The organism is Marinobacter sp. LV10R520-4 (assembly GCF_002563815.1).
GTDB lineage: Bacteria > Pseudomonadota > Gammaproteobacteria > Pseudomonadales > Oleiphilaceae > Marinobacter.
In genome coordinates this window covers 2825169-2844498 of the sequence record NZ_PDJM01000001.1, presented here as the reverse complement: position 1 = coordinate 2844498, position 19330 = coordinate 2825169, and the positions used below count along the sequence as shown (strand labels likewise).

At 53.2% G+C, this 19330-nt stretch carries 17 protein-coding genes; 4 read left to right on the top strand and 13 right to left on the bottom strand.

Annotation, left to right across the window (positions count from 1 at the left end):
- Positions 1-34: 34 nt before the first annotated feature.
- Genes ATG98_RS13890 through ATG98_RS13880 form a run of 3 tightly spaced genes read right to left on the bottom strand, consistent with a single transcriptional unit; the run spans position 35 to position 4324 of the window.
- Positions 35-1279 (bottom strand): RNA-binding domain-containing protein, encoded by a 1245-nt coding sequence (locus ATG98_RS13890; RefSeq protein WP_098423499.1) that lies wholly within the window; start codon positions 1277-1279, stop codon positions 35-37.
- Positions 1280-1298: 19 nt separating this feature from the next.
- Positions 1299-4124, bottom strand: coding sequence for an SNF2-related protein (locus tag ATG98_RS13885; RefSeq protein ID WP_098423497.1), 2826 nt, complete (start codon positions 4122-4124; stop codon positions 1299-1301).
- 2 nt (positions 4125-4126) lie between these two features.
- Complete coding sequence (locus ATG98_RS13880; RefSeq protein WP_018405284.1) at positions 4127-4324, bottom strand: helix-turn-helix domain-containing protein; 198 nt, start codon at positions 4322-4324, stop codon at positions 4127-4129.
- A gap of 409 nt (positions 4325-4733) precedes the next feature.
- Here ATG98_RS13880 and dusA point away from each other — a divergent pair, with 409 nt between their 5' ends.
- From dusA to ATG98_RS13860, 4 genes are all read left to right on the top strand, one after another.
- Complete coding sequence (gene dusA / locus ATG98_RS13875) at positions 4734-5699, top strand: tRNA dihydrouridine(20/20a) synthase DusA (protein WP_267283864.1); 966 nt, start codon at positions 4734-4736, stop codon at positions 5697-5699.
- Between the two features lie 118 nt (positions 5700-5817).
- The gene (gene tal / locus ATG98_RS13870; RefSeq protein WP_098417778.1) at positions 5818-6786 is read left to right on the top strand and encodes a transaldolase; all 969 of its coding nucleotides are present in this window, start codon (positions 5818-5820) and stop codon (positions 6784-6786) included.
- A 67-nt stretch (positions 6787-6853) separates the two neighbouring features.
- Positions 6854-7981 carry a 3-deoxy-7-phosphoheptulonate synthase gene (locus ATG98_RS13865; RefSeq protein ID WP_098417777.1) on the top strand — a complete coding sequence of 376 codons (1128 nt, stop codon included), beginning with the start codon at positions 6854-6856 and terminating at the stop codon, positions 7979-7981.
- Entirely contained in the window at positions 7978-8775 is a 798-nt protein-coding gene (locus tag ATG98_RS13860) for a glycerophosphodiester phosphodiesterase (protein WP_098417776.1), read from the top strand. The genes ATG98_RS13865 and ATG98_RS13860 overlap by 4 nt, the downstream gene beginning before the upstream one ends.
- A 5-nt stretch (positions 8776-8780) precedes the next feature.
- Here the strand turns inward: ATG98_RS13860 and sthA are convergent, their stop codons facing one another.
- The 10 genes from sthA to ATG98_RS13810 all read right to left on the bottom strand — a co-directional run bounded on the left by sthA (position 8781) and on the right by ATG98_RS13810 (position 19208).
- Positions 8781-10172, bottom strand: a complete 1392-nt coding sequence (gene sthA, locus ATG98_RS13855) for a Si-specific NAD(P)(+) transhydrogenase (RefSeq protein WP_098417775.1) — start codon at positions 10170-10172, stop codon at positions 8781-8783.
- Between the two features lie 55 nt (positions 10173-10227).
- On the bottom strand, positions 10228-10467 hold the full coding sequence (gene nqrM, locus ATG98_RS13850; RefSeq protein ID WP_098417774.1) for a (Na+)-NQR maturation NqrM: 240 nt from the start codon (positions 10465-10467) through the stop codon (positions 10228-10230).
- A gap of 12 nt (positions 10468-10479) precedes the next feature.
- Positions 10480-11529 carry an FAD:protein FMN transferase gene (locus ATG98_RS13845; protein ID WP_098417773.1) on the bottom strand — a complete coding sequence of 350 codons (1050 nt, stop codon included), beginning with the start codon at positions 11527-11529 and terminating at the stop codon, positions 10480-10482.
- A 23-nt stretch (positions 11530-11552) separates the two neighbouring features.
- Positions 11553-12779 (bottom strand): NADH:ubiquinone reductase (Na(+)-transporting) subunit F, encoded by a 1227-nt coding sequence (gene nqrF / locus ATG98_RS13840; protein WP_098417772.1) that lies wholly within the window; start codon positions 12777-12779, stop codon positions 11553-11555.
- 37 nt (positions 12780-12816) lie between these two features.
- Positions 12817-13425, bottom strand: coding sequence for an NADH:ubiquinone reductase (Na(+)-transporting) subunit E (nqrE, locus tag ATG98_RS13835; RefSeq protein ID WP_007348651.1), 609 nt, complete (start codon positions 13423-13425; stop codon positions 12817-12819).
- Positions 13425-14090 (bottom strand): NADH:ubiquinone reductase (Na(+)-transporting) subunit D, encoded by a 666-nt coding sequence (locus tag ATG98_RS13830; protein ID WP_018402966.1) that lies wholly within the window; start codon positions 14088-14090, stop codon positions 13425-13427. The genes nqrE and ATG98_RS13830 overlap by 1 nt, the downstream gene beginning before the upstream one ends.
- Before the next feature lie 2 nt (positions 14091-14092).
- A complete protein-coding gene (locus tag ATG98_RS13825; RefSeq protein ID WP_098423495.1) occupies positions 14093-14896 on the bottom strand; it encodes a Na(+)-translocating NADH-quinone reductase subunit C in 804 nt (267 codons plus the stop codon).
- On the bottom strand, positions 14889-16097 hold the full coding sequence (locus ATG98_RS13820) for an NADH:ubiquinone reductase (Na(+)-transporting) subunit B (protein WP_098423494.1): 1209 nt from the start codon (positions 16095-16097) through the stop codon (positions 14889-14891). The genes ATG98_RS13825 and ATG98_RS13820 overlap by 8 nt, the downstream gene beginning before the upstream one ends.
- A gap of 3 nt (positions 16098-16100) precedes the next feature.
- Complete coding sequence (locus ATG98_RS13815; protein WP_098417769.1) at positions 16101-17447, bottom strand: Na(+)-translocating NADH-quinone reductase subunit A; 1347 nt, start codon at positions 17445-17447, stop codon at positions 16101-16103.
- A gap of 357 nt (positions 17448-17804) precedes the next feature.
- Positions 17805-19208, bottom strand: a complete 1404-nt coding sequence (locus tag ATG98_RS13810) for a glyceraldehyde-3-phosphate dehydrogenase (RefSeq protein WP_416376599.1) — start codon at positions 19206-19208, stop codon at positions 17805-17807.
- Between the last annotated feature and the right edge of the window lie 122 nt (positions 19209-19330).

Sequence of the window (19330 nt, the reverse complement as noted above, 5' to 3'; positions counted from 1 at the left end):
TTGCTCCGGTGTGGCGACATAGCATGACAGAATGTTAGCGTCGGGATTCTTTGCTGGCTGCATAAATTGTGAGCAGTAACTCACGGTCGTCGATGAGGCGATACTCGGGCTCCTTGCCGCTCAGCTCGGTACTGCGGTGGACGATTTTGGGCACGCCTTCTCCCCGCCGTTCAATCAACGCCTGGCGGCCTGCCTCTTCCCGGGCCTGATAGTAGCGACTCAACAAGTTTACCAATGCCTCGTTGCGGGTGACGGTGTTCTCCATTAAACCATCGATGGTAAGGCTGTTGGAAAGCTCGCCCGGGGAGTAGAGTTCCAGGCGGTCTGCAAACAGGTGTAAACGGATACGCCGACCAGTCATGGAGTAGTCTCGGTGCGCAACCGCATTGACTACGGCTTCGAAAATCGCCCCCAGATCGTATTGCGGAATATCGACCCGGCCGATTTGTTTTTTGGCTTCTATGCGCATGTTCCGTTTAACGAAATCCACCGCACCGTTGATTTGTTGGTCTATGGGGCCGGTGTAATCCTGTGCGTCGAGCTGGTCTTCCGCGTCCCGCGCGGTGCCGCTATAAAACACGCATTGGACATAGGCATTGTTCAACCACTGGGTGGGATCAGGCGTAAGCAGCAGTACGCCACAGACCGATAGGCCTTCGTCGTAGTCGTCTTTAGCGGTCAAATGCAGCTTGTGAAGCTGCTCTTTCTCGGGCGTATTCGGTTTCAAAAAACGCTGTTTCAAAGATTTATCAATATCTTCGACTTGGGTCCCCGGCACCAGGGCTTCGTCGAATCGGATCAGCCGTGCCTGAGAACGCTGTTGAAATAAGCGTGCAAGGACTTCCGGTTTCATTTCCTGCTTGGTGGAGCCGACACGCTGGTAGTAACGCCCCGCACTTTGGTGTACAGAGATGCTTCTTGAGATGTCGACACAGATCACCGTTTTCAAATCACCGCGATGGTCCGGGAGCTGAACCAGGTGGGTGTCCAGTCTGACCGGAGGATTGATATTGCTCTGGCTGATGTTGACCACCCACTCTTCGGTTTTAGCGACTTTTTCGTCGGCAATGCCCACCACTTCCCGTGTTTTGTCAACCACACCCAACACAAGTCGTCCGCCCTGGCCATTGGCGAAGGCGGCAATTTCATGGGCCATTTTATCCCGGTTTGGATCTTTGGGCCGTTCACCCTCATAAGTGACGGCTTTGAATTCAATACTGGAGTCTTCGCCCAGGCGAATATGAAACAACAGGTCTTTGACGAGTTTTTCCTGATCCATCTTGATGTCTCGTTAAGGCTCAATGAGTTAGAGTCCAGCGAATGGTGAATAGATTTCTCACCTCGCAGGTCAATTCCAGCTTTTCGGCAACCTCATCCAGCAGGCGGTCTTCTTCTTGCTCAATGACTTTTCTGGATTCGTGGTATTCATGCAAAGCATCGTCTCGCTTGCGCTCCAGCTTTCTCAGCTCTTTTTTCGCCTGGATCTTTTCAGCCGTGGATGCCAGTTGTCGCGACGCTTTCTTTAGCTGATGAATGTCTTCAGCCAGCTCATCCACGGTTTCCATCAAGACTTTGCGCCGGTCGTCGGCCCAGCGCTCCAGCTTGTCGGACTCCTGCTCCAGATAGTTATCAAGTTCGGCTTCGGTCTGGAGGGTTTGTTCGTCAATCACCTGGGCTTGATAGTCGGCAAATTCATTTTCATCGATGATCCGTTCCAACGACTTCGAATACGCCGGAACAAAGAGCAGGTGCTCGGCATTTCCCGGCGTGAGCAACTCGCCAGAGTCAGTTTTCGCCAAAACAACCAGTTGGTTTTTTACGTCCTTTCCTCGATTATAAGAAAAGCGAATCTCAAAAGCGGTCAAGGTTCCAGACTGGCCCAGATACACCTTTAGCGCAGCATACTGGCCTTCCATTTGATCATACTGAAAGATCAGATGCGCTGACTCCAACCGATAGCTTTTTGCTTTGCGGACAAGCTCCCAGGCAAGATGATGCTTTGTCGCTTGCAGACGAAAGAATTCCGAGTTGTTCTGTTCGACCAGAGGCCAGCTTAAGTCATACCGTTGGCCGTCCAGGACAAAATGATTGGTATTGAAAATTGCTGCTGGCAGTTCTGCTCTCGCTAAATCCAGTAGGACCCGCTCATACTCCTGAAGAAAGTCGTTACTTTCGTCGCGCAGTGTTCTCAGCGTTGCCACAACATCACGGTCAAAATCGTTTAGCAGGGTCTGTCGGGCTTCAGCCTCTCTGACGTCCAGAATGTCCTTTAGACTCTCTTGTAATTGATCGAACTCTTGCTCAATCTCCGCGTCTGTTCGGCACTTCTGGTAAATATCATAGATACGGCGTTCTATGTCGATGTTGCCTTCGATGGCCCCTAATATTTCGTCCGACGCCCCAAACACCCCTTCGAATAACTTGAGTTTCTCGTTAAGCAGCTGAAACACGCGTTGGTCGGCCGGGTTTTTGCGGTTAACAAAGTTCACAACGACCACGTCATTTTTCTGGCCGTAGCGATGCACCCGGCCAATACGCTGTTCCACCTTCTGAGGGTTCCAGGGCAGGTCGTAATTAATCAGTACAGAGCAGAACTGCAGGTTGATACCTTCGCCGCCGGCTTCGGTGGAAACAAGAATATCTGCTTTTTCACTCTTGAAACAATCGACCAGTGCGGCCTTCATATCCGCCGGTTTTGAGCCACTAATCCGCGCCGATCCACGGTGTTCTTCCAACCATTCTTTGTAGATGGCTTTCGAGCGCGAGTCTGCGTTGGACCCGTTCAAGAGCACCGTTCGACCGCGATAATCGTTGCCTTCAAGCAAATCGTTTAAATACCGTTGCGTTCTGCATGACTCGGTGAACACAACGGCCTTTCGCTGACCTCCCAGGCTTTCAGTCATCGCCATGGCCTTTTCAAGCACCGTCAGAAGGGCGTTACCTTTTGCGTTTTCACTAATGTTTTGCGCTAAGGATTGAAACTCCGTTAACTGCTCAATCTCGTGCTGAAGTCTATCTGTTTTTGTAGTTGCCTGGGTCTCATCATCTCCAAATTCAGCATCCAGCCAGTCATCTGCTTCTTCGATGTCCGAAAGAGCTTCTTCATTTAGCAACTGTTTGTCTTTCAGGCGCTCGACCATCCCCTTCAACGTATCGGCCACAGCAAAGGAGGATGAAGCCAGGATCTTCCGAAGGCCCATACTGACCAGGTGCTTTGCTTGATGGCTAATCGCCTGAATATTCGGGTCCTGCAAGTAATGGGAGAGTTTCTGATACAACTCCCACTCTTCGGGCAGAGGCGTAAAGTCCTGAGTAAGAGAGTAGCGGTTAGTGAAACTGATGCCCCCTTCTTGTTGCACCTGACGCCGCAAAGTACGGTGACACAGGGGCTCTATCCGCTGTTTAAGGTCCTCCAGAGCTTGTTTGTCGTTCTGACGGTTAACGTAGAGCTTCCGGAAGGATTTGGCATCACCAAAATAATGGGCGTCGATTACCTGACTCAGACCATAGAGTTCCATTAGCTTATTTTGAATAGGCGTGGCCGACAGCAACACGCGGCTATCGGCATACTGAGTCGCTTCAACAATGGTCTTCGCCCGTTTACTGCCTGAATTCTGATAGATGTTGCGGAGTTTATGGGCTTCATCAAAGACTACTAAATGCCAATCGACGAGCTGCACCTTTTCTTTCTGGCGCGCAACATACTCATATGAGCAGATTACAATCTTGCATTCATGGGAGAACGGGTTGTGGATGCCCTCTTTCTTGAGTGCAGCGGCAACCTTGCTGTCAATGATGATTGAAGGCAGCTCAAACTTGTCTTGTAGCTCCTGACTCCACTGCTTACGAAGTGACGCTGGGACGACCAAAAGTATATTCCGCTTACCCTCAGCCCACTTCTGGGCCATCACTAAACTGGCTTCAATGGTTTTACCCAGACCAACTTCGTCAGCGAGTAAAACCCCTTTTTCCAGAGGGGATTTCAGGGCAAACCTGGCTGCCTCAATCTGATGGGGATTCATATCAACACGAGCAGATGCCATCGCCCGGGAGACCCGATTTTCAACTTTTCCGGTTTGGGTAAGCCAGTTCGCGAAGTAGGCACTTTGATGAGGTGTAAACATGATCAATCTCTACCCTCTGTCCGGGCTTGGTGACTGAGCCAATCATCGATAGCCTGCTTTCCGAAGCGCCATTGTTTGCCAAGTTTTTGCCCTGGTATACGCCCTTCCTGAGCCAGTTTATAAACGGTCGATTTGGAGATCTTCAAATAGTTCGCCAGCTCCTCCAGAGTCATAATCTGGTCCGTTTGATTGTTTTTCATTGTTTTTACCAGTATTTCACAGTTTTTGGAGTATAGCGCCTTCCGGTTAGCGACCCAAGTCTAGAGGACTATTCGCTCGCACCGTTTGTTCCGAGCCACCAGTGAGGAAAATCAAAACAGGGTTGGCGGGTCGATCAGATATCGTTGCAAGGATACGACAGTCAGACGATACGCGCTCAACCAGATACTGCGGAGGCTTGGGATGAGGTTAACGATTTGTTCTACGGTGGCACCCGGCCCAATCCAGTGAACCAACGAAACCACTTTCCTGATAGAATTGGCAGCTCAAAAAGCAGGCAACATCCAGCAGGAAGTGAGTATTACCGTGCCTTCAGAAAACACCGCAAAATTCGTTCAAGCTCCTAAGCCAATCAGCGCGGAACCCTCCCGCCGCTTCTGCGTTGCGCCAATGATGGAATGGACAACCCCGCATTATCGTTACATGGCGCGCCAGCTCAGCAAGCACGCACTGCTGTACACCGAAATGGTCACTACCGGCGCTTTGATTCACGGCGATACCGAGCGTTTTTTGCATCACAACGCGGCAGAATATCCGCTGGCGTTGCAGTTAGGTGGCAGCAATGCCGGCGAACTGGCGCATTGTGCCGGGCTGGCGCAGCAGTTCGGGTTTAGCGAGGTGAATTTGAATGTGGGCTGCCCCAGTGACAGGGTGCAGAACAATATGATCGGCGCTTGCTTGATGGGCCATCCGGATATGGTGGCTGAAGGTTTTAAAGCGATGCAGGCAGCTACAGACATTCCGGTGACGGTGAAACACCGTATTGGTATTAATGGCCGCGAATCCTGGGATGAGCTGTGCGGGTTTATTGAGACGGTGGCAGCCGCGGGCTGTAAAACCTTTATTGTTCACGCCCGTATCGCGGTTCTGGAAGGGCTGAGCCCGAAAGAAAACCGCGATGTGCCGCCGTTGAAGTACGATTGGGTGTATCGCTTGAAAGCCAAGTATCCGCAGCTGGAAATCATCATTAACGGTGGCATAAAAACCGTGGATGAATGCCACCAGCATCTGGCCCATACCGATGGCGTTATGCTGGGCCGCGAGGCGTACCATAACCCGTGGATTCTGACGCAAGTAGACAGCGAATTTTTCGGCGAGCCGGAAAAGACTGTTAGCCGTCATGACACTTTGGAAGCCTTGTATCCGTTTATTGAACAAGAACTGGCGCGCGGTGTGTATCTGGGCCATATTTCAAGGCACATGCTCGGATTGTTCCATGGTGTTCCGGGTGGGCGCCAATTCCGCCGTTACATCAGCGAAAATGCCCACAAACCGGGCGCCGGGCTAGATGTTTTGCGCGAGGCCCTGGCCAAGGTTCCACAAACGGGAATTGCCACCGTATTTACCGAAGCGTAATGCCATTTAATGGCTGAATAACCTTTGGTTGTCTTGTTCGGCCTGCGGTGGCCCGTTATTGTAGTCAGCCGTAATCTTTCTTTACCAACGTAACCGACGTAGCAGGACACCAGCGCGAATGAGCAACAAGCTTGAGCAACTGAAAACCATGACCACCGTAGTAGCTGACACCGGCGATCTGGATGCCATTGCCGCCTGGCGCCCGCAAGATGCCACGACTAACCCGTCGCTGCTGCTCAAGGCCGTTGAATCTGACGCTTATAAGCCGATGGTCGACAAAGCGATTGCAGCGGCAAAACGCCAGGCCGGCGCAAGCGCAGACCAACTTGTTTTGGCGACCGACATTCTGGCGGTGCTGGCTGGCGGCGAAATTCTGAAGCTGGTTCCCGGTGTGGTGTCTACCGAAGTAGATGCCCGCCTGTCGTTTGACACCGTTGGCACTCTGTCGCGGGCACGGCGTATGGTTGAGCTTTATGACCAGCAGGGTATTGATACCCAGCGCGTGCTAATCAAGATTGCCGCCACTTGGGAAGGCATCAAAGCCGCCGAGCAGCTGGAAAAAGAAGGCATTCGCTGCAACCTTACGTTGCTGTTCTCGTTCGCTCAGGCCGTTGCCTGTGCACAGGCCGGGGTGGCACTGATTTCACCGTTTGTTGGCCGTATTATGGACTGGCATCTGGCAGACAGCGGTCGCGACAGTTTTCCTGCCAGTGAAGACCCGGGTGTGCTGTCAGTGGAGCGTATTTATAATTACTACAAAACCAACGATTTCAACACCGCGGTGATGGCCGCCAGTTTCCGCAACACCGGGCAAATTGAAATGTTGGCCGGTTGTGACCGGCTGACCATAAGCCCGGCGCTGATGCAGGCGCTCCAGAACGACACGGGTTCGCTTGAGCGCAAGCTCAGCCCGGCTGGTGCCCGTTCTAAAGACAAGCGCAGCCGCATGGACGAAAAGCAGTTCCGTTGGGACTCGAACAACGATGCCATGGCAACCGAAAAGCTGGCAGACGGCATTCGCCTTTTTGCGGCAGACCAGCGGAAACTGGAAGCGCAAATACGCCAACGGGCAGAAGCCATAGGCTGAGCTCTAAACTCTTAAAGACGAGCCCGGCACCGTGCGGAAGCTGCGCAATAAACTTTGAGGACACACCATGCTAGCCATTCTTCACCCTGACACCCCGATGGACAGCGACGCTTATCGCATCACGCTGAATTTTCTGGAAAACTTACCCGGCGTTTCAGTGCGCGTTCACGAAATTCAGGGTGCGACGCAGCGGTTAACCGAAGTGTATTTGCTAGGCAACACCAAGGGCCTCAATAAAGAAGACATTGAAGCACTGCCGGCGGTCGAGCGGGCTATCCGCATTTCCGAAGATTACCGGATTCTGGGACGCCATAAAGACAACAACCGTCAAAACGGCTTTACCTACAACGGCGTGGATTTTAACCAGTCCAATCTGAATATTTTTGCCGGCCTGTGCGCGGTGGATGTGCCCGAACACGTCGAGCAAATGATGCAGGCGCTGGAACAGCACGGTGAAGTGTGTACCCGTATGGGTGCGTACAAGCCACGCACCAACCCCTATTCGTTTCAGGGCCACGGCAAAGGCTGCTTGCCCTGGGTGTTTGAAAAAGCCGGCAAGCACGGCATTAAGGTGGTGGCCATGGAAATTACCCATGAAAGCCACATTGAAGAGATCGACAACTGCCTGGAAAAGCTGGGGCGCCCTACCGGTGTCATGCTGCAAATTGGCACCCGTAACACTCAAAACTTTGAGCTTCTGAAAGCCATTGGTCGTCAGAGCACCTACCCGGCACTGCTCAAGCGTGGTTTTGGTATTACTCTGAACGAGTCTTTGAATGCGGCGGAATACTTGGCGTCGGAAGGCAATGCCAACGTGATCTTCTGCCTGCGCGGCATGAAAACCGAAGCGGGCCAGCCCCACCGCAACATGGTGGATTTTGCCCATGTTCCCACCGTGAAGCGCCTGACCCGCATGCCGGTGTGTATTGACCCGTCCCACTCTGTGGGCAGCCGTGACCGCGCGCCGGATGGCATTCTGGAGGTGATGCACGCCACCGCACAGGGTGTTGTAGCGGGCGCTAACATGGTGCTGGTAGATTTCCATCCGAAGCCGGAAAAAGCTCTGGTAGACGGCCCTCAAGCGCTGCTGATGAACGAATTGCCGGCATACCTTGAAGATATCCGCTTGTGCCACGACACCTGGAAAAAACGCCAGGCAATTTATAAGACTGTGAAGGATTCAATGGCCAAATGATTGTATACGGACACCGCGGCGCCAAAGGTGAGGCTCCGGAAAACACTCTGGAAGGCTTTGCACACGCCTATCGCCAGGGCATACGCCATTTTGAGCTGGATCTGGTGCTGTCGAAAGACGGCATTCCCGTGCTGGTACACGATTTAACGGTGAATCGTACAACCACATTTAAAGGTAATGTCAGCGATTACACTCTGGCAGAACTGACCGGTATGGACGCTCGCCGCAACGTCAGTTCCTGGCCGAGCCCGGTGGGCATCCCCAGCCTGGACCAGTTGCTGGACCGGTTTAACGATCTTGAACACCTGCAACTGGAAGTAAAAAGCGATAAATCTCCGCGCATGAACGTGCTCAGCAACCGGCTGACGGAAATCATTCAGGCACGGCGGCTTTATGACAAAGTGGCCGTGACTTCGTCGGATGTTCATTTTTTGAAGGAAATTCGCCGGCGTGATCGCAATATTCGACTGGGGCTGGTGGCAGAACGCAAATTTCCGCGGCCCATGACCATTGCCAGTCGCCTGGAAGTGGAATATCTGTGCATCAACTGGAAGTTGCTCAGCAAAGAGCTGGTGGAGCATGCCCACCGCAAGGGTATGCACGTATCGGCGTGGACGGTAAACCGCATTTTCGACATGCTGGGACTGGAAAAAATGGGGGTAGACAGCATTATTACCGACTACCCGACCAGCACCATAACCTACTTCGACAATCGCACCCGTCACCAATCGGCTCTGCCCGACAACAGCGATGTCACTGCACCGGGCAAACAGCAGGCCATAGGCACTCACTGAAACCGCTAGAAAATCCGGTTTAATCCGTTCAGCGCGGCTACCCGATAAGCTTCGGCCATAGTCGGGTAGTTGAACGTGGTGTTGATGAAGTAGTTCAGGGAATTTGCTTCGCCTTTCTGGTTCATGATGGCCTGACCGATGTGAATAATCTCCGCAGCCTGGTCACCAAAACAGTGAATACCCAAAATTTCACGGGTTTCACGGTGGAACAGAATTTTCAGCATGCCCACCGGCTCCCCGGTAATCTGCGCCCGCGCCAGGTCCTTAAAGAACGCCTGGCCCAGTTCGTAGGGCACTTTTGCCTCGGTCAGTTCGCGCTCGGTTTTACCCACCGAACTGATTTCCGGAATGGTATAAATGCCCGTGGGCACGTCTGATACAAAGCGGAAATAGTCGTCTTGCACAATGTCAGAGGAGGCAGACCGGCCCTGATCATAAGCGGCACTGGCCAGGCTGGGCCAGCCAATAACATCGCCGACGGCGTAAATGTTCTCTACCTCGGTGCGGTAATGGTCGTCTACCGCCAGTTGGCCGCGGCTATTGGCTTGCAGGCCAATTTTTTCCAGCGCCAGCTTGTCGGTGTTACCGGTGCGGCCGTTACACCACAGAAATGCGTCTGCTCGAATTTTTTTACCGGATTTCAGTGACAACACCACGCCGTGGTCGTCGCCGTCTACGGATTCGTATTCTTCGTTGTGCCGCACCAGAACGCCATTGTTGCGCAGGTGATAACTCAGGGCGTCGGAAATATCGTCGTCCAGGAAGGTCAGCAAGCGGCTGCCCGGGTTGATTAAATCGACTTTTACGCCAAGCCCGGCAAAGATAGAGGCATATTCCGAACCAATCACTCCTGCCCCATAAATAATCAAGGTGCGCGGCGTGTGAGACAGGCTCAGAACGGTGTCTGAGTTATAAATACGGTGATGACGGAAGTCCAAGTCTGGCGGCAAATAAGGGCGCGAGCCCGAAGCAATGATGGCTTGCTTGAAGTGCAAGATTTCCACGCCTTTGCTGCCGCGTACTTCCAACTGGTTTTTATCAACAAACGAGGCGCTGCCGTTGATCAGATCAATACGGTTGCGGGAATAGAACTGGGTGCGCTGCTTGACCTGCGTGCCAATCACTTTTTGAGCATTCTGCAAAACACGCGGGAACGAGAACCAGCGCGGCTCGCCAATGTCGCGGAACATTTGATTGGTATTGAACGTGATGATCTGCTTGACTGAGTGGCGCAGGGCTTTCGAAGGAATGGTACCCCAGTGGGTACAGTTGCCGCCTACGGTTCTTTTGTCTTCAACAATGGCTACGCGCTTGCCGTTTTTCGTCGCGTTCATCGCAGCGCCTTCGCCGGACGGGCCGGCGCCGATAACCACTACGTCGTAATGATGCTCTGGCATACCCGCAGTAACTCCTTATCTGGGTCGTAAATTGTACGTTATTGCCTGTTTCGGCTCATTTTTCAGGGCGGGTGGCATCGTAACCCAGACTGCTATCTGCCTCGACCCCAACGCGCTCGCTGTTTTCTTCACATTTCTGGGTGTTGCCGCCGCATATATCGCAAGAAGAACTGATGCCCAGAGCGCCAATGCCGCCGCAGGTGCCGCTGATCGGTTTACGGCCAAAAATGACGCCCACTGACATGCCCGCTACCAACAGAACCACTATAAAAAACACCAGAATAAAGGTACCCATGCTGCTCTCCCGCTACTGGGTTATAAACGACGAAAATGCCGGAGTGTGGTGGGTCTCAAACCCTGCCTCACCGCGCACGATAAAATAAGCCGGTATGTTTTCGCGAACCGCCAACGTCATGGCTTCCTCGAATCCCATCACATTAAATCCGGTGGCCAGGGCGTCAGCGCGCATACAATTTTCCGCGATCACGGTCACCGACGCCAGATTGTGGGTAATCGGTTTACCGGTTTGTGGGTCCAGTGTATGGGAATAACGCTGCCCGTTGAATTCGTAATAGTTACGATAGTCACCAGAGGTCGCCAAAGCACGGTTATCCAGGGCTACCACCCGGTTTACCTGTTCTGCGTCTTCACCGGGCGTTTCGATGGCCAGGCGCCAGGCCGAACCATCGGGCTTGCGCCCGGCAACGCTGACTTCACCGCCAATCTCCACCAGATACCCGCTAACACCCTCTGCGGCCAGGTAGCGGGCAACTTCGTCTACACCGAAGCCTTTGGCAATGGCACTTAAATCCAGGTATTGCTGTTCGCTGGTACGAATGCCCGGAGGCTGGTACCGCAATTGGATTTTATTGTGTCCGGTGCCGCGCAATACCCGAGCCAGTGTGGCGTCGTCTGGCACTGTGTCTGGCCGCGCATCCGGGCCAAAGCCCCACAGATTCACCACTGGGCCAATCGTGATATCAAAAGCGCCGTCAGTAAGCGCGGACACCGCTTCTGCTTCTAGCAGCACGGTGTACAAGGGTGTTGACAACGCGGTCCAATCGGACTGATCTGGCAGCGCGTTAAAGCGTGACAACTCAGAATCCTCGCGCCAGGTAGACATGGCGGCGTCTACGCCCTCAAGAGCCTGCTCAATGCCGCCGGCAAGCTCCTGAAGCCTGGGCTGGTCCTCTTCCATCACCACACTGATGTGGTAACGAGTGCCAAAGATCGGCCCGGATATTTCCCAGATCTGTTGTTCCGGCTTAAACGAACAACCCGCCAAGGCCGCCACAACCAGTGCATAAAACACACTGATCATAACCGCCCGGGCGGGTTTAACCATGTTGAATAGCATCGGTATTTTACTAGCCTCCTGTATTAGCCACCAAAGTCATCCAACATGATGTTTTCATCTTCTACGCCTAGATCTTTCAGCATCTTGATAACCGATGCGTTCATGATGGGCGGCCCGCACATGTAAAACTCGCAGTCTTCGGGTGCCGGGTGATCTTTCAGATAGTTTTCAAACAACACGTTGTGAATAAATCCGGTGTCACCACTCCAGTCATCGTTCGGCTGGGGATCAGACAAGGCTACGTGCCATTCAAAGTTGTCGTTTTCTTTAGCCAAGCCGTCAAAGTCTTCGACGTAGAACATTTCCCGTACGCTACGTGCGCCATACCAGAAGCTGATCTTGCGCTTGGAATTCAGGCGCTTGAGCTGGTCAAAGATGTGGGAACGCATGGGCGCCATACCGGCACCGCCGCCCACAAACACCATTTCCGCATCGGTCTTCTTGGCGAAGAACTCACCAAACGGACCCATCACGGTCATCTTGTCCCCTGGTTTCAAATCAAACACAAAGCTCGACATGATTCCCGGGTTGTGGTCGGTGCCCGGAGGTGGCGTGGCGATACGGATGTTAAACTTCAGTACGCCCTTCTCTTCCGGGTAGTTGGCCATGGAGTAAGCACGGATCGTGTCCTCCTTGTTGATGGCCTTGTAGCGCCAAATATCGTGCTTGTTCCAATCTTCACGGAACTCTTCTTCAATCGCAAATTCCTTGAAGTCAATTTCGTACGCCGGACATTCCAGCTGTACATAACCGCCAGCACGGAAGGCAACTTCTTCACCCTCTGGCAACTTCAGAATCAATTCTTTGATGAAGGTGGCCTGGTTGTGGTTGCTCACCACTTCGCATTCCCACTTCTTAACGCCGAAGAACTCTTCCGGCACTTCAATTTTCATGTCCTGTTTTACCGGAACCTGGCACGACAGGCGCCAGCCTTCTTTTTCTTCGCGGTTGGTAAAATGAGTCTTTTCGGTGGGCAGCATAGCGCCGCCGCCGTCGAAAACCTTACATTTGCATTGGGCGCAGGTGCCACCGCCGCCACAAGCAGACGACAGAAAAATACCGCTGCCGGCCAATGTATTCAGCAACTTTCCACCGGCTTCGGTTTTCACCGTGTGCTCGGGGTCGTCGTTAATTTCAATGGTCACATCACCGGTACTGACCAGCTGGGAGCGGGCCGCAAGAATAATCGCAACCAGCGCCAAAACAATCACAGTGAACATGACTACGCCGAGAATAATTTCTGTATTCATGATCTCGCCCTTTCGTTTATCCGAATCACCGGGTGAATTACAGGGAAATGCCGGAGAAAGACATAAAACCTAATGACATCAAACCCACAGTAATAAAGGTTATGCCCAAGCCCCGCAGGCCTTCCGGTACGTCGCTGTACTTGAGTTTTTCCCGAATGCCGGCCAAAGCCACAATCGCCAAGGCCCAGCCTACGCCGGCGCCGAAACCGTACACCACACTCTCACCGAAGGTGTAGTCGCGCTCTACCATGAAAAGGGCTGCACCCAAAATGGCGCAGTTCACGGTGATAAGCGGTAGAAAAACCCCAAGTGCGGCATATAGCGCCGGTATGTACTTATCCAGAACCATTTCCATGATCTGCACAATCGCAGCGATTACACCAATGTACGTAATCAATCCCAAAAAGCTCAGGTCTGTGTTGGGCAATCCGGCCCAAGACAACGCGCCTTCACGCAGGATGTTGTTGTAGATCAGGTTGTTCACCGGCACAGTGAGGGTCAGAACTACCACCACGGCAATACCCAGACCGGTTGCGGCTTCAATTTTCTTAGAGATCGCCAGGAAGGTACACATACCCAAGAAGAAGGCCAAAGCCATGTTTTCAACGAAAATAGCCTTAATCAGCAGACTGATGTAGTGTTCCATCAGAAGGCCTCCTTATGGGTGTGGCGGGACATTTTGAAGTCTGCCTCTTCCACTTGCTCGGGTTTCCAGGCGCGCAGGGCCCAGATTGCCAAGCCAATAATAAAGAACGCGCTCGGCGGCAACAGCAGCAGCCCGTTGGGGACGTACCAACCGCCCTGACTTACTGGTGTCATCAAGGTAACGCCAAACAGCGCACCTGCGCCCAGCAGCTCACGGAAGAAGGCGACAAATAGCAGCATCACCGAATAGCCCATACCGTTGCCGATGCCGTCAAGGAAGCTCAGCCAAGGCCCGTTCTTCATGGCGAAACCTTCGGCACGGCCCATAACGATGCAGTTGGTGATGATCAGACCAACGAAGACCGACAGCTGCTTGGATACTTCATAGGCGTAGGCCTTCAGAAACTGATCCACCACGATTACCAGAGAAGCGATGATGGTCATTTGGGCGATGATACGAATACTGTTCGGAATCTGTGCCCGCACCAGCGATACCGCCAGGTTGGAAAACGCGGTTACCGCAATAACGGAAAGACACATAACGATGGTGACGTTCATGCTGGTGGTTACCGCCAGCGCAGAACAGATACCCAGAATCTGCAATCCAATCGGGTTGTTACTGAAAATCGGTTCAAACAGAACTTGTTTCGCGGTCATTTCGGACATGATCAGACCTCCCCTTCACGAAGTTTCTTGAGGAACGCCGCGTAGCCACGATCACCCATCCAATAATTTACAAGATGCTCCACACCGCGACTGGTCAAGGTGGCACCGGAAAGCGCGTCCACTTTGTGTTGCTTGTTCGCAGTATTGGCATCAACACCGCCTTTTACCAGGCGGATCTGCGGCTCGGTTTTGTTTTCGTCGTAAAGCTGCTTACCCACCCACTGGGACTTCCAGCGAGGGTTATCCACCTCACCACCCAGGCCCGGCGTTTCTGCGTGGGCATAAAAGCCCAAACCTTCGATGGTGTTCAAGTCGCCCTCAAGGGATACAAAGCCATACAGAGTGGACCACAAACCATAACCGTGAACCGGCAGTACAACGCGCTTCACCTGGTCGCCTTCGCGCAGCAGATAGACCTTGGCTACGTTAGGGCGACGCTTGATGCCCGCCAGGTCTTCCTTGGGAGGAATGTTGGTGGACATATCCGGGTTAGACGCAGCTTTGTACATGTCGTACTTCATCGGGTCTTGCACATTGACCGATTCAGGCTCGACAAAGGCGCCAGAATCCAAATCCACCAGGCGAACATCAAAGCGGGTGAAGATATCTTCGATCTGCTCGGCACTGGCAGCTTCCGGCAACATGCCCGAGGCCGCCAGAATATTGGTTTTAATGTCCAAGTTCTGATTTTTGATCTGTGCCGGGCGCAGCATTACTGCGGCGGTCGAGACGATAACTGAAAACACGATACTCAGTACCAAAGCGACCATTAACGTTCTGGCGACTGTTTCTTTAGCTTTAGCCACGGGCGAGCCTCCGTTTAACATTGGCCTGAACGACGTAGTGGTCCATCAGCGGGGCAAACAGGTTGGCGAACAGAATCGCCAGCATGATGCCTTCGGGGAAGGCCGGGTTTACGACACGTATCAGAACGGTCATCACGCCCACCAGAATGCCGAAGCACCAGCGGCCGGTGTGAGTCATGGCAGACGATACCGGGTCTGTGGCCATAAACATCATGCCAAAGGCGAAGCCACCAATTACTAGGTGCCAGTAGGCCGGCACGGCAAACATTGGGTTCGTTTCTGATCCCACCACATTCATTAACAGCGAGGTGGCAATCATGCCTAGCAACACGCCCCCAACAATGCGATAAGAGGCTATTTTCATGATCAGCAGCACAGCGCCACCTGCCAGCACAGCCAGGGTCGAGGTTTCACCCATAGAGCCCTGAATAGTGCCCATGAATGCGCTCGCCCAACCAATCTGGCTTTCCAGAGCTTCAACACCGCCGCTGGCAGCCCAGCTCAGGGATGTCGCACCACTAAAACCGTCAACCGCTGTCCATACCGTGTCACCGGAGATCTGCGCCGGGTAGGCGAAGTACAAAAAAGCACGGCCGGTCAGCGCCGGGTTGAGGAAGTTTTTGCCGGTTCCGCCAAACACTTCTTTACCGATGACGATACCGAAGGTAATGCCCAGAGCCACCTGCCAAAGGGGTATGGAAGGCGGTAAGATCAGCGCGAACAAAATCGAGGTTACGAAAAAGCCTTCGTTGATTTCATGACGACGCACGGTGGCAAACATGACTTCCCAAAACCCGCCAACCACAAAGGTCACCACGTAGATGGGAATAAAGTAGGCCATACCGTAGATGAAATTATCCAGCAAGCCAGCACCCGCGCCGGTTACCGCAAAAGCGTTGATAAACAAGGTGCGCAGTCCGCCGTCTCCGACCAAAGCCTCCGGACTGGTAGCCAGGTAGCTGTTGGCCTGAAAGCCGATGTTCCACATGCCGAAAAACATGGCCGGGAAAGTGCACAGCCACACCGTAATCATGATGCGTTTCAGATCAATGCCATCACGCACGTGAGATGTGGATTTGGTGACCGAACTGGGCGAGTAGAAAATGGTGTCTACCGCTTCGTAGAGCGCGTACCAACGCTCGTGACGACCGCCTTTTTCAAAATGATGCTCGATTCCGTCGAGAAACTGTCGGATAGCCATAACTTAGCCCTCGATCTCGATGCGGGTCAGGTTCTCTCGGAGAATTGGCCCGTATTCATATTTACCCGGACACACGAAGGTGCACAGAGCCAGATCTTCTTCATCCAGTTCCAGCGCGCCCAGTTTCTGGGCCATTTCCGTGTCACCGACAATGAGTGCCCGCAACAGCTGGGTTGGCAATATGTCCAACGGCATGACGCGCTCGTAAGCGCCCACTGGAACCATTGCTCGCTCGCTGCCGTTGGTGCTGGTATTGAAGTTGAATCGTTTGCCACCGATCAGTTTTGACAGGTAGATGTTCATTGTCGAGAATTTATTAACGCCCGGCGACAGGTAGGCCATGAAGTGCCGGCTATTGCCTTCAGCCAGCACCGACACCTGATTGGCGAAACGCCCTAAGTAGGCGCAGGTACCTTCGGCCCGTCGACCGCCAAACACTGAGCCCGATATCGGACGCAGTTCGCAGTCGGTTTCGGTTTCACCATCCAACAATTCAACCAGACTGGCTCCTAAACGTGTACGAACCAAGCGAGGCTTCAGAGCTTTCGGGCCACCTATTGAGACAACGCGCTCAATTGGAAGTTCACCGGTGACGAACAGCTTGCCGATATCAATCACGTCCTGGTAATTCACAGACCACACAGTTTTGCTGAGCGATACCGGGTCCAGGTGATGAATATGGGTGCCTACGTTACCGGCAGGGTGAACGCCGTCACACTGATTGACTTCAATAGCATCAGACTTGGGCACTGCCACGTTTGAGCCCGGCTTACCTGTTACAAACACCTTGCCGGTGGTCAGCTTGGCAATAATGCTCAGGCCGTTTTCAAAGGCCTTGCTGTTTTCGGCAATGATGATGGTAGGGTCTGCGGCCAGCGGGTTGGTATCCATCACCGACACGAAGATTGAATGAGGCGCGGAGTCAATAGCCGGCACTTTGCTGTACGGACGCGTTACCAGCGTCGCCCACAACCCGGATTCGATCAGGTTATCAACAACCTGCTGGCGCTCCAGGCCCGCAATATCGGCTTCGCTGTAACGCGCGAAGATTTCCGCCTCATTGCCATCAATTTCGATGACAATCGACTGGAAAACCCGACGGTCACCACGGTTGATTTCTTTCACCACGCCCGCTGCCGGTGAGGTGTAACGAACGCCTTCGGTCTTCTTATCCATAAACAGCAGCGTGCCGCGTTTAACGCGATCCCCTTCCTTCACAACCATCGTCGGCTTCATGCCGTTATAGTCAAAGCCGACAAGTGCCACGTGGCGAATCGGTTTGCCGTCGGTGATGGTCTGTTCGGGGGCGCCGCTGATGGGAAGATCCAGGCCTTTTGTGATCTTTATCATTAGCCTCATCCAATCATCAGAAACTATTCGATGTATTTACCACGCCAGACGCATTACCTCGAATTCCCTGCACATACCTCACCGGTTTGGTGTTAAGTGGCTTGCCGTAAGGCGGTTGGCGTTACGCTAGCACAGACCGGTGGCAGAGGAAGGATAAGAAGCGGGCGTCAGACATATCCAAAATCGCGCTAATTATAGAGAGTCGGGGCCCGCATTTCCACAGCAAAGGCCCACCGGTTTGTTGCTTCAAGTAAAGAGGGCGTGTTTGAACCGCGCCAAATAAAAGCCCCGCCAGCAAAAGCTGGAGGGGCTTTTATTCACTCATCAAGCACTGACCCGAGAGCCAGAACGACCGACTCAGCCGCGAGCGCGCTTGGGGAAAATAGGATAGTTGATGCCAGCCATCTGGCTAACAACCCTTATAACCTGTGCGCTGTAGCCGAATTCGTTGTCGTACCAAACGTAAAGAATCAGGCGTTTACCGGCAGCAATCGTTGCTTGGGCGTCCACAATACCGGCGTGGCGCGAGCCAACGAAATCGGTCGACACCACTTCTGTGGAGTTTACAAAGTCAATCTGCTTTTGCAGTTCGGAGTGCAGCGCTATGTCACGCAGGTATTCGTTAACGCTTTCTACATCCACCTCTGTCTTCAGATTCAGGTTCAGAATCGCCATGGAGACGTTCGGCGTGGGCACGCGAATGGCATTACCCGTCAGCTTGCCTTTCAGTTCTGGCAGCGCCTTTGACACCGCCTTGGCGGCGCCTGTCTCGGTAATTACCATGTTCAGCGGCGCACTGCGGCCGCGGCGACTGCCTTTGTGGTAGTTGTCGATCAGGTTCTGGTCATTGGTGTAAGAGTGCACCGTTTCTACGTGGCCATCTTCAATGCCGTATTCGTCATTGATAGCCTTCAGCACCGGGGTAATGGCGTTGGTGGTACAAGAGGCTGCCGACAGAATTTTGTCGTCGTCAGTAATCCAGTCATTATTGATGCCGTAAACGATGTTCTTGATGTCGCCTTTGCCTGGAGCTGTCAGCATGACGCGGCTGACGCCTTTAGATTTCAGGTGCAGGCCCAGGCCTTCTTCATCGCGCCACATGCCGGTGTTATCAATCACAATGGCATTGTTGATGCCGTACTGGGTGTAGTCCACTTGGTCTGGCCCGGCGGAGTAAATAACTTTGATAAAGTTGCCGTTGGCGATCAGCGCGGAGTTTTCCGCGTCGACACGGATGGTGCCGTTGAAGGGGCCGTGTACGGAGTCGCGGCGCAGCAGGCTGGCACGTTTTTCCAGATCGTTTTCGGCACCGCCATGGCGCACAACAATGGCGCGCAGGCGCAGATTGTTACCGCCGCCGGCTTTTTCAATCAGAATACGGGCCAGCAAGCGGCCGATACGACCAAAACCGTAAAGCACTATATCTTTGGTGTCATTCTGGGCATCTTCTTCCGACTGGGAAGCGTACAACCCCGCGATAGATCCGATTTCCTGGGTCAAAAACTCGTTCAGGTCGCCGCCAATGGCGCGGAATTTGACCGCCAGCTTGCCGATGTCTACGTGGCCACGCCCCAGCTCCATGGCATCCATCGCCTGGAGAATGGGCAGGGTGTCGTGTACCGACAACTCGCTGTCTTCTACCTGCCGAACGTAGCGGTGGGCGCGAATGATGTCAATCACTGACTGATTAATTACCGAGCGGCCGTAAACCGACGTAACAACATTGTTACGGCGGTACAGGCGCCCAATTAGCGGGATCATGGCTTCGGCGGTAGATTCGCGCTCTGTCCAGTTCGACAAGTGCTGGTGGATCTGTTCGTGGCTCACGGTTTAGGACCTCTGAATAGAAACGTTTTGGGCATGCAAAGTAGACATGAAGAAAA